At 65.1% G+C, this 9,725-nt stretch carries 8 protein-coding genes; 4 read left to right on the top strand and 4 right to left on the bottom strand.

What is annotated here, in order from left to right:
- Positions 1 to 43 precede the first annotated feature (43 nt).
- Positions 44 to 2,554 carry an FUSC family membrane protein gene (locus GV035_RS14330; RefSeq protein WP_159835723.1) on the top strand — a complete coding sequence of 837 codons (2,511 nt, stop codon included), beginning with the start codon at positions 44 to 46 and terminating at the stop codon, positions 2,552 to 2,554.
- An 11-nt stretch (positions 2,555 to 2,565) separates the two neighbouring features.
- On the opposite strand, the gene GV035_RS14325 is transcribed toward GV035_RS14330, so the two are convergent.
- The gene (locus GV035_RS14325) at positions 2,566 to 2,784 is read right to left on the bottom strand and encodes a hypothetical protein (protein WP_159835722.1); all 219 of its coding nucleotides are present in this window, start codon (positions 2,782 to 2,784) and stop codon (positions 2,566 to 2,568) included.
- 291 nt (positions 2,785 to 3,075) lie between these two features.
- Entirely contained in the window at positions 3,076 to 3,543 is a 468-nt protein-coding gene (locus GV035_RS14320) for an Lrp/AsnC family transcriptional regulator (protein ID WP_159835721.1), read from the bottom strand.
- Between the two features lie 124 nt (positions 3,544 to 3,667).
- Between GV035_RS14320 and GV035_RS14315 the strand changes: the two genes are divergently transcribed.
- Positions 3,668 to 4,240, top strand: coding sequence for a cysteine dioxygenase family protein (locus tag GV035_RS14315; protein WP_236572605.1), 573 nt, complete (start codon positions 3,668 to 3,670; stop codon positions 4,238 to 4,240).
- 14 nt (positions 4,241 to 4,254) lie between these two features.
- Here the strand turns inward: GV035_RS14315 and GV035_RS14310 are convergent, their stop codons facing one another.
- Both GV035_RS14310 and GV035_RS14305 read right to left on the bottom strand, forming a co-directional pair.
- The gene (locus GV035_RS14310; RefSeq protein WP_159835719.1) at positions 4,255 to 6,933 is read right to left on the bottom strand and encodes a mechanosensitive ion channel family protein; all 2,679 of its coding nucleotides are present in this window, start codon (positions 6,931 to 6,933) and stop codon (positions 4,255 to 4,257) included.
- A 106-nt stretch (positions 6,934 to 7,039) separates the two neighbouring features.
- Positions 7,040 to 7,510 carry a hypothetical protein gene (locus GV035_RS14305; RefSeq protein ID WP_201303975.1) on the bottom strand — a complete coding sequence of 157 codons (471 nt, stop codon included), beginning with the start codon at positions 7,508 to 7,510 and terminating at the stop codon, positions 7,040 to 7,042.
- A 264-nt stretch (positions 7,511 to 7,774) separates the two neighbouring features.
- Here GV035_RS14305 and GV035_RS14300 point away from each other — a divergent pair, with 264 nt between their 5' ends.
- The gene (locus GV035_RS14300) at positions 7,775 to 8,083 is read left to right on the top strand and encodes a hypothetical protein (RefSeq protein WP_159835718.1); all 309 of its coding nucleotides are present in this window, start codon (positions 7,775 to 7,777) and stop codon (positions 8,081 to 8,083) included.
- A 437-nt stretch (positions 8,084 to 8,520) separates the two neighbouring features.
- Positions 8,521 to 9,360, top strand: coding sequence for an IclR family transcriptional regulator (locus GV035_RS14295; protein WP_159835717.1), 840 nt, complete (start codon positions 8,521 to 8,523; stop codon positions 9,358 to 9,360).
- Positions 9,361 to 9,725 lie beyond the last annotated feature (365 nt).

The raw sequence follows: 9,725 nt of genomic DNA, 5'->3' as shown, positions 1-9,725 counted from the left end.
GACAACGCCCTTGCCCGCCCCCGAGCGTCCAGACAGGAAGTCGATGCGTTATTCGTTCGAAATCAGGAAGTTCATTTACAGCCAGTACTTCTTTGGCGGCTTGCGCTGCGCGCTCGGCATCTCGCTGCCCGCGGTGCTCATGCTCACGGTGTTTCATAACCGCGAACTAGGCTTCACCATCGCGACGGGCGCGCTCGGCGCATGCGTCGTGGATATGCCGGGGCCGCTCAAGCACAAGCACAACGAGATGCTGGCGTGCACGTTCATCGGCTTCATCTCGGCGCTCGCCACCGGCATCGCGACGGCCCATCCGCTCACGCTTTGGCTGACCGTGGTGCCGCTCACGTTCGTGCTCTCGCTGATCGTGGTCTACGGCAACCGCTGGCCGCAGATCAGCTTCGCCACGCTCTTCATGATGATCGTGACGCTGGAAGAGCACTTCACGCCGATGCAGGCGCTCATCAACGCGTCGTGGATTCTGCTGGGCGGGCTCTGGTACACGTACTGGGCAACGCTCGTCTCGCACCTGCTCGTCTATCGCATCGAGCAGCAGGCGCTCGCGCAGAGCATGTTCAGTTGCGCGGAGTATCTTCAGGCGCGCGCCGAGTTCTACGACAGCGACGCCGATCTCGACGAGTGCTACCGAAAGCTGATCGAAAAGCAGATTGCGGCGGTCGAGCAGCAGGAAGGCGCGCGGGAAATCGTGCTGCGCAATCTGCCGAAGGTGAAAAGCGGCAAGCTCGATGCCCGTCGCGCGCGGCTTTTCAATCTCTTCATCAACGTCGTGGATCTGCACGAGTTCTTTGTCGGCGCGCATACGGACTATCCGCTCGTGCGCAAGACCTTCGCGGGTTCGGACGTGCTCGTGTTCTATCGCGACCTCATGCGCAAGGCGGGCGAAGACCTGCAGGAGATCGGGCTCGCGGTGCTGCAAAATCGCCCCGCGCCGAAGCAGATCAGCACGAAGGCGGAACTACGCGCAATCGAATATGAACTGGAGTTGATGCGCAAGCACGCGCTGCCGGAGAAAAATCCCGAGGCGTATGCCGCAGCGGCGGCGGTGTTCCGGCGGCTCTGGAGCGCGACGCGTCTCATCGACAAGATGCGCCGCCGCACGCGCGACGAAAGCCCGACCGAAACGGAATTGCAGATCGACCACGCGCTCTCGCGTTTCATCTCGAGCCGGCGCGTGCCGTTCAGGCAGATTTTCTCGAATCTGACGATGGCGTCGCCGAGCTTTCGCCATGCGCTGCGCGTGACCATCGCGGTCGGCGTCGGCTTCTGGCTCGGCAGGCTCCTGCCGCTCACCAACGCGTACTGGATCGTGATGACCACCGTCATCATCCTGAAGCCCGGCTATTCGCTGACCAAGCAGCGCAACACGCAGCGGATCATCGGCACGGCGATCGGCTGCGCGGTCACCATCGCGTTGATCCTGCTCGTGAAAGACCCGCGCGTCCTGCTCGTCGCCATGTTCGCGTCGATGGTGATGAGTTACAGCCTCTTGCTTTTCAATTACGCGGGCAGCGTCGTGTTCACGTCCAGCTATGTGCTGCTGATGTTCCATCTGCTCGCGCCCGGCAGCTTGCGGCTGATCGGCGAGCGGGCCATCGACACGGTCGTCGGCTGCGCGATTGCGATTGCGGCGAGCCATCTGTTTCCGTACTGGGAATATCGGCTGATGGGCAAGCTCGTCAAGGATCTGCTCGCCGCGACGCGCAATTATCTGGAAGCAAGCTGGAGCTGGAAGGCGAAGGCAACAGCGGGCGCGGCGCGCACGACTGCCGCGTCGAGCACGTCAGGCGTGCCGAGCGCCGCCTTCGCCGACGGCCAGGCGCGCGCCGCTTTCGCCTCGTCCATGCAACCCGCCCCGGCCGCCGGCGATGCCGCCGCCGAGCTATCCGACGCCGCGCCGCAGATCGCTGTCGAAGCCGTCGCGGCAAGCGCGATCAAGACCGCGAGCGCGACGGCCGAACGGCTGTCGTCGGCAGGCATCGGCGAAAGCACGGCAGCGACCGCGAGCAAGGGCGCATCCGCCGCCGCGACCGTCGTCGCGACCGCGCTCGACCGCGATTTCCGCTATCGCCTCGCGCGCAAGAACGTGCACGTGGCGTTCGCCAATCTCGCGCAAGCGTTCCAGCGCATGATGCTCGAGCCGAAGGCGCAGCAAAAATATGTCGCCGAACTGAACGATCTGCTCGTGCAAAGTCACGTGCTCGCGTCGCAGATCACGGCGGCTGCGCCGCTCTTGCAGTCGCTCAACGATGCGGATGGCCAGTCGTTCGAGCCCGTGCAGCGCGCGTTTCGGATTGTGCGGGACAACTTGTCGGAAGCGCAGGCGGTCGTGTCCGAGGAAGACGGCGCGGCGTCGCCCGATGCGATCAAGGCACTGCGCCGCGATCTCGATGCGATGGTCGCCGCAGCGGAACGCGCGCAAAGCCTGCCCGCCGATGCGATTCAAGATCTGAAACTGCTCGCGCATCAATGCAAGCAGATGCTCACCGCGTCGGCGCTCATTCGTAAGGACGCGGCGCAGATTCATCTGCCCGCTTGAAGCGCGACGCGCTACTGCGACGCGCCGGTGGCCGGCAATGCCGGACGCGCATCGCTCGCGGCAGCCGGCGGCGCGTTGTGCTCATCGAACTCGCGCTTGTCGCGAATCGCGTTGAAGAGCAGCGTGAAGATCACCAGCAGCACGACGACCACGATGAACACGGTGATCCCCAAGGTCGGATTCTTCTTGCGCGGGGAGTGGGAGCGGTCGTGGCGAGGATCGTCGGTCATGGCGGGCGTGGCGGCTCGTTGCGGATTTCGAGATAAAGCCAGCATCGTACCCGCGCTGGTTTTCAGTTGTATTGCGGGGCGGCTCCGTCGTTTCGCCCTGCGAGCGACGCCCGCGAAATTCTCTGCTGCATCGGCCCGCTTGAACGAAGCACGCCCGATTGACCATACTCAACGCGATTCCATGCGCGTTCGATTCCGGCGAGGGCTGCAAGGGGCAAGACCGGAATACCTAGTGACCGGACGTGTTGCGCCGCCCTCCCCGGGCGGCTTTTTCTTGCGCGCCCTACGCGCTCAGGCGTCGGCGGCGGGCCGCACCGGCAGCGCCGTCGAATACTTGATCTGCTCCATCGCGAAGCTGGAACTGACGTCGTAGAGCGGCACCGCGCGAATCAGCTGCTTGTAGACGCGATCGTAATCGTCGATGTCCGTCACCACCACGCGCAGCAAGTAATCCGTCTCGCCGCTCATCCGGTAGACCTCGACCACCTCCGGGATATCGCGCACGGCGCGCGTGAAATCGTCGGCCCAGCTTTGCGTGTGCTGATTCGTGCGAACCGCGACGAAGACCGTCGTGCCGACGCCGAGCTTCTTCGGATCGCACAGTGCGACCTGCGCGCGAATCACGCCGGTCTCCTTTAGCCGCTGCACGCGCTTCCAGCACGGCGTCTGTGACAGATTGACCCGCGAAGCCAGTTCGGCGATAGGCATTGTCACGTCGCCTTGCAACAGTTCCAACAGCTTGCGGTCGATGAGGTCCATTCCCATACTGCACCCCCGATAGGAAAATTTTCTATTTTTGCTTCTCCGAGCGGAATTATATGGAAACCGTTTCTGGATGCAAGCCGGTATAAATTCATCATCGAAATCACCGCGCGCACGCATCATGAAACTGGAACTGGGCCGCCGCCCCAGCCTGCATTGCCCCGCTGACAGGAACCCTGCCGTCAACCGCCTCTGTCGCGAAATCGATGACGCGCTCGATGCGGCGCAATCCGATGGCGGCCTTTCGTTCGGCGTGCGCGTGTATGCCGCGCTTGCCCGCGCGATCGCCGATCCGGCGCTGCTGCGTGCCGATCAGCGCACCGGCAGCCCGCAGACTTACCAGCGGCACTTGCTCGCCGCCGACCCGCTCGGCCGATACGCGATCGCCGCGCTCGTCTGGGAGCCGGGGCAGTCGAGCCCCGTGCATGCGCATCGGACGTGGTGCGGCTATGCGGTCATCGACGGCGCGCTCGAAGAGACGCTGTATCGCTGGGATACGAACACGCATTGCGCCGCCGAAACGCGCCGTCATCCGCAGGAAGCCGGCGCCGTGTCGTACGCGGATGCCGGACGCGGCGCGATCCACCAACTCGCGAATCCCGCCGATGCCACGACGCGGGCCGTGTCGATTCATATCTACGGCGTGGCGGGCGAGCTTATCGCCACGCACGTCAACGATCTTCTCGCCGCCTGAGCGGCAAGTCCCGCTCAACTCTTGCCGGGCTCAGGTGCCGTCGTGATCTGCGGCGGGATTGGCACTGAAAGGTCCGTGGCGGGCGGCGCGGGCCGCGGTTCGTGCGATACGTCCACGGCCCTGGCCACCGCCGCCGGGCCGGGCTCGGCGTCGGCAAGCGGCGGCTCTTCGTCGACCCAGATGCGCTTGGCCTTCGCCGCGTGGGCCGCATCGCCCGCGCCATCGCCACCGCCGTTTCGCGACATCTGCACGTGCATTTGCGGCACGGGAATCTCCATGCCGGCGTCGTCCATCTTCCGCTTGATGCGCAGATTGAACGCGCGGGCGACGCTCCATTGCAAAAGCGGCCGCGTCTTGATCTGCCCTTTGACGACCATCCAGTTCGGATCGAACCGGTCCAGTCCCCAGACTTCGACCGGGCCCAGCATTTCGCGCCTGTAGCGCACGTCGTCCATGAGCTCGGCGCCGACTTCGCGGATCATCTCCGTCACCTTATCCACATCCGCCGAGAACGGCACGCGCACTTCGAACACCGCGTAAGCGAAATCGCGCGACAGATTCTTCACCGTCTTGATCTGCGAGAACGGAATCGCGTGGATCGCGCCCTGCCCGTCGCGCAGACGCACGGTGCGTATCGTCAGACTCTCGACGATGCCCGCGTGGCCGCCCTCCACTTCGATCGAATCGCCGACCGAAATGGTGTCCTCGATGATGATGAAAAGCCCCGTGATGAGATCCGCGACCAGCGATTGCGCACCGAAGCCGACCGCGAGCCCGATGACGCCCGCGCCGGCGAGCAATGGCGTCACGTTCAGCCCGAGATTGGCCGCCGTCACGATCGCCGCGATCAGAAAGAGCATGACGAACACGACATTGCGCAAGAGCGGCAGCATCGTGCGCGCGCGCATGCTCGGACCGCGCCCGCTGCGCCGCGCCGAATCGGGCTTGAGCGCCTCCTGAATGCCCGTGTCGATCAGAATCCACACCAGCCACACGACGAAGAACGTCAGCACGATCATGCTGACCGCGTGCGCGATGCCGCGCGCCGTCACGCTGCGCTCGACCATGTCCGCGAGCGAAAAGCCCCAGAAGCGCGACGAGAGTTCGAGAAACGCGAGCCATATGGCGACCACGATCATCGTGCCGACGAACTTGACGAGCCGCCGCACGTACGCCGATTGCCGGCGCGGCTTGCGCGACTTCGGCCGCGTGATGCGGATGACGATGGCCGAGAGGAAAAACGCGACGACGAGCAAGCCGGCGGTCGCGATCGCCATTTGCAGGACGTTCTCGGACGTGCCGATGCCCGCGAGCGTCGCCACCACCGAAGCGGACGCCAGCAGCAAGAGCGGCAATTGCCACAACGACGCGACGACTTCGAACGTTTCGGTCGCGGCCTTGCGCGTGTTGCGCTGCTCGTAAGTGCGGCTTCGTATCAGATGGGCGACGGGCCGCTGAAACGCCAGCGCGAAGTACGCGGTGAGTCCGGCCGCGCCCATGTTGGCGCACGTCGAAATGAGCGCGGACAGATTGGTGCCCAGTTGCTGCGCGACGTCGTAGTTGGCGGCGGCATCGCCGAGCGCGCCGAACGTGCCGATGGCGAACAAAAGCCGCCGCGCGTGCAGGATCAGCACGTTCACCGCGACGCGCCGGTGCGCCGAGCCGAAGAGCGAAAACATGATGAGGCAGATCGCGGAGAACACCGCGCCCGCGACGATCGCGTAGGCGGTGACCATCGCGAGCGTGCGGCCGAGCGACTGCGGCATCATGTGCGCGAACGTGAGCGCGGCGACGAACGCGAAGACGTAGGGCGCCACGCGCCGCAGGGTGAAAAGCAGCAGTTCGCGTGTCGTCGGATTCGAATGCAGCGCGGCTTCGATGCCGTAGCGCCTGTGCACGCGCCGCTGCAGCGATACGAGCAGGAAAGCACAGGCGCCCCAGCCCGCGAGCATCGCGAAGTAATTGAAGAGCGTGCGGCCGAACGGCTCGCGGCTCTGGCTCGTGACGATGGTGAACAACTCGTTGCCCGCCGCGTTGAAGCGCCCGCCCCAATAGGCGAGCGGCGTCTTGCCGCGCTTCACGTCCGCTTCGATGCTCGTCAACGCCGACGCGATCGCGCCGAGCAAACCGGCGTTCTGCGCAATCGCCGCGACCACCGATGATGCCGCGTTCGTCGTGGCGGTCGTCGTTGGGCTGCTCGTCGCGGTCGTCGACGAGCTAGCGCCGGTGACGGCGTCGGCGGATGCGGGCAGCGCGGCGGCTGCGTTCGATGGCGCGGCTGCGGCGGCTTCGGCGGCGCGCTTCGCGTCGCGCAGCTTCTTCAGTTGCGAAACGAGCGCGCTGCGCTGGCGGTCGCTGTCGAGCGTGGAAATGACGGTGTCGAGCGAGCGCACCATGTCGGCATCCGAGGGACCGGGCGCGGAAGGGCTCGACGCCGCATCCGGCGACGCCGCTGCCGGCGCGGGCGGCGCGATCAGTTCCTGAAGCGAAGGCAGATTGAGCGCCGGGGCGGCCTGTGCGGCGGGAATCGTCAGCGAAAAAAGCGCGGCGAAGATGAGCGTCGTCAGGAACGATATCGCACGGATTCCGGGGATGCCCGCCGGCTGTAGGCCGCGCCGCAGCGCGAAAGCGGAGATCCGGGATATCGCGACGAACGCCAGCGCGCCGCGATCCGCGAGCTTGCGTGGTTGCATAACGGTCTCGATTTCCGAAAGACCGCCAGTTTAGCGGCTGGCCTGCGCGCGCCGCGCAACATCGACGTAACCGAATGTTAAGCGCGCGGCTCCTGAAAACGCGCCGTTACTTGTCCATGTCCGTGCGCGTGCCGGCGGATCCGCTCGCCGAATCCGACCCCGACGCCTGCGCGCCCGATGCGCCGACGTCTGTCGCCGACCAGTTCTGCAGCTTGCGGCCAGCCGTCTGCAAGCCCGCGCCGGTCGCGCTAGCGGCATCCGCGATGGCGGCGTTCGTCAAGCGCGCCGCGCTCTGCAGATTGGCGCGCGCCGACGCGGCGACGTCGCTCGCGGACAGATCCGGCATGGAGCCGGCGCGATCGATGTTCTGCTGTGCCGACTGTTTCGCGTCATCGACCTTCTGGCCAACGTAGCTCGCCGCCTGATCGAACTTCTGCGTCGTCTGGCTGGCGAGGTTGTTCAAGGCGCTCGCGGCCTGGCCGGCGGTGGCGTCGTGTTTTTCGCACGCGGCGAGCACGGCGAGCGCCGTGAGGGCGAGCGCGATACGGGCAATCGGGGTCATCGATAGGGTCTGCATGGTCCAGCCTCCTGCTTCATGCGTGATGCGTGATACGCGTGGCTCGCTGCGTGCGCGTCGGGCGCACTCCGAAACGGCGGACATCATACGCTGTCCGCGCGCGGCGACCCGCAAAGCTTGCATCACAAGCGAACTACTGCGACGCGGCGAGGGAGTAACACAGCCAATAGAATGTTCCCTCTACATTTAGGACACTTCTGGTTCTGACATCGTTCGCGCCGGTCTATATTCGCCGCAGTCTCGCCCTCCTACCGAAGTCCCACCATGATTTACATGAATTTCGCCGTCGCCCTCGTCGCAGGGCTGATGCTGTTTGAGCCGTTCACTCGCCCGCCCGTCTCCCGTTTCACCACACACCGCATGCGCCGCATGCTCGCCAAACGCTCCTATTGTCAGGCTGCCGGCGCGTTCTTTGCCGCCCTTCTAGTCGCGACCAGCCAGCCCGCGCCGGAGCGCGTGTCGCCGCTTCTGGTGCTTTGCGTCGCGTCCGCGTTGCTCGCGGCGAGCCTCTACTGGATCGTGCGCGGCAAACTGCTGCTCAAACAGCGCCGCGTGTTCACCGAACTGCATTGACTCGCTTTGGGGCGGCGCGCTTTTGCGTTAGTTCCATAAACGCTGCATTCGGTTTTCGCGTATATTCGGGCCATACTCACAAAAACGACGGACGAAAAAAAAGGCGCCACGTTTCCGTGGCGCCTTAAAAGTTCTAGCCATTCCGAGGGCCGTGCTAGAACCTGAGAGCCTGTATTCGAAGGTTGGAGCGGTAAGCGGTCGCGCACGTCGCCCAGCCCTTTCGAAATCGGGTTCCATTTTTTCCGGGATCACTGCCCAGGTCAAGCAAAATTTCAGCGTCCGGGCATATGCCCGGAAGGTCTGTGGCGAAACAGACCCGCATTAGAGCTACATCGATCGTACGGCTTATCATCGGTGCTTGCATCGCTTGCAAGCTTCAGGCGTCGCCTGATTGGAATGTTCCACTCAGACTTCGAAACGATGTTTCACAAAAACAAATGCCCACGATGAGCGGCCGGTCGTCGAGCCGGGAAAAGATCAAAGAGAAGGATGGCGACGAAGTCATGGCTCTCGCGCGCGGACTCGACGTTCTGCGCCGTATCGCCGCCGCCGACGCGCCCGTCAGTAACCGCGAACTGACCGAATGGACCGGCATTCCGAAGCCGACCGTGTCCCGGATCACCGCGACGCTCGTCGGCGCCGGACTGCTGCTGCGTCTGCCCGACAGCGAGCGTTTCGTGCTGACCGCGTCCGTGCTGGAACTGAGCAACGGCTTTCTGCGCAACTTCGATATCCGGGCGCGGGCGCGGCCGTTCCTGATCGCGCTCGCTGAAATGACCGGGCTGAGCGTCCACCTGGCCGTGCGCGACCGGCTCGAAATGGTGGTCATCGACGCGATTCGGCCGCGCTCCGCCGTGCTGGTTTCGCGGCTGGAAGTCGGCGGCAGGATGGACCTGAGCCGCACGGCAGTCGGGCGCGCGTATCTCTCGGTGCTGTCAGACGCAGATCAACAGGCGCTGATTCGCAGTTTGCAGACCGCATCCGGCGACGACTGGCCGGCCATCTCCGGCGGATTGCAGCGCGGTCTCGACGACGCCCGCCGCCGCGGTTTCGCGATATCGCTCGGCGAATGGCATCATGGCTTGAACGCGGTCGCGGCGGGCTTCGTCGGGCCGTCGGAGGAACGCTACTCCGTCAACTGCGGCGGCGCGGCGCACCAGTGTCCGCACGACACGCTCATCACGACGGTCGTCCCTGCCCTGCTCGAATGCGTCGCGGATATCGCGCGGGAGATCGGCGGCACATCGGGCGCCGCCCCTTCCGGCGCGAACACGTAGACTGGCGCGCTCGTCGGCTACCATCTCGGGCCGGCGAGGCTTGCGTGTAACGCGCGTAATCATCCGAAAGAATGCCCGGTGGACGAGCATGGGCGCGGGACGTAGCATCATGCTTCGCGCGCACCGGGCCGCGCCGAGACTGCTGGCCGAGGCGCTGTCCAGTTCGGCTTCCTGAACGGAACGGGCGACGCCCGCCGCTACTCGACTCGACTCGACTTAACCGGCCCCGCCCTGACCGCGCCGCATCGCGAGATGCCGCCCATCCGCGCTCCGTACGACAGACTTGGAAAGACCCAGCCACCACACGATGGACGACCGAAAGAATCCCCCCGCCGAGCCGCGCCCGACGCCGGCGCGCCCCGCCG

This window comes from Burkholderia sp. 8Y (genome assembly GCF_902506145.1).
In the GTDB taxonomy this organism is placed as follows: domain Bacteria; phylum Pseudomonadota; class Gammaproteobacteria; order Burkholderiales; family Burkholderiaceae; genus Caballeronia.
Note: the sequence above shows the minus strand (reverse complement) of the source record. Positions and strands in the feature narration are given on the sequence as shown.

Excerpts from the sequence above, each read along its gene's own strand:
- GV035_RS14330 (WP_159835723.1), top strand. The coding sequence starts at position 44 with ATGCGTTATTCGTTCGAAATCAGGAAGTTCATTTACAGCCAGTACTTC.
- GV035_RS14295 (WP_159835717.1), top strand. The coding sequence starts at position 8,521 with ATGCCCACGATGAGCGGCCGGTCGTCGAGCCGGGAAAAGATCAAAGAG.
- GV035_RS14325 (WP_159835722.1), bottom strand. The coding sequence starts at position 2,784 with ATGACCGACGATCCTCGCCACGACCGCTCCCACTCCCCGCGCAAGAAG.
- GV035_RS14305 (WP_201303975.1), bottom strand. The coding sequence starts at position 7,510 with ATGCAGACCCTATCGATGACCCCGATTGCCCGTATCGCGCTCGCCCTC.
- GV035_RS14300 (WP_159835718.1), top strand. The coding sequence starts at position 7,775 with ATGATTTACATGAATTTCGCCGTCGCCCTCGTCGCAGGGCTGATGCTG.
- GV035_RS14310 (WP_159835719.1), bottom strand. The coding sequence starts at position 6,933 with ATGCAACCACGCAAGCTCGCGGATCGCGGCGCGCTGGCGTTCGTCGCG.
- GV035_RS14320 (WP_159835721.1), bottom strand. The coding sequence starts at position 3,543 with ATGGACCTCATCGACCGCAAGCTGTTGGAACTGTTGCAAGGCGACGTG.
- GV035_RS14315 (WP_236572605.1), top strand. The coding sequence starts at position 3,668 with ATGAAACTGGAACTGGGCCGCCGCCCCAGCCTGCATTGCCCCGCTGAC.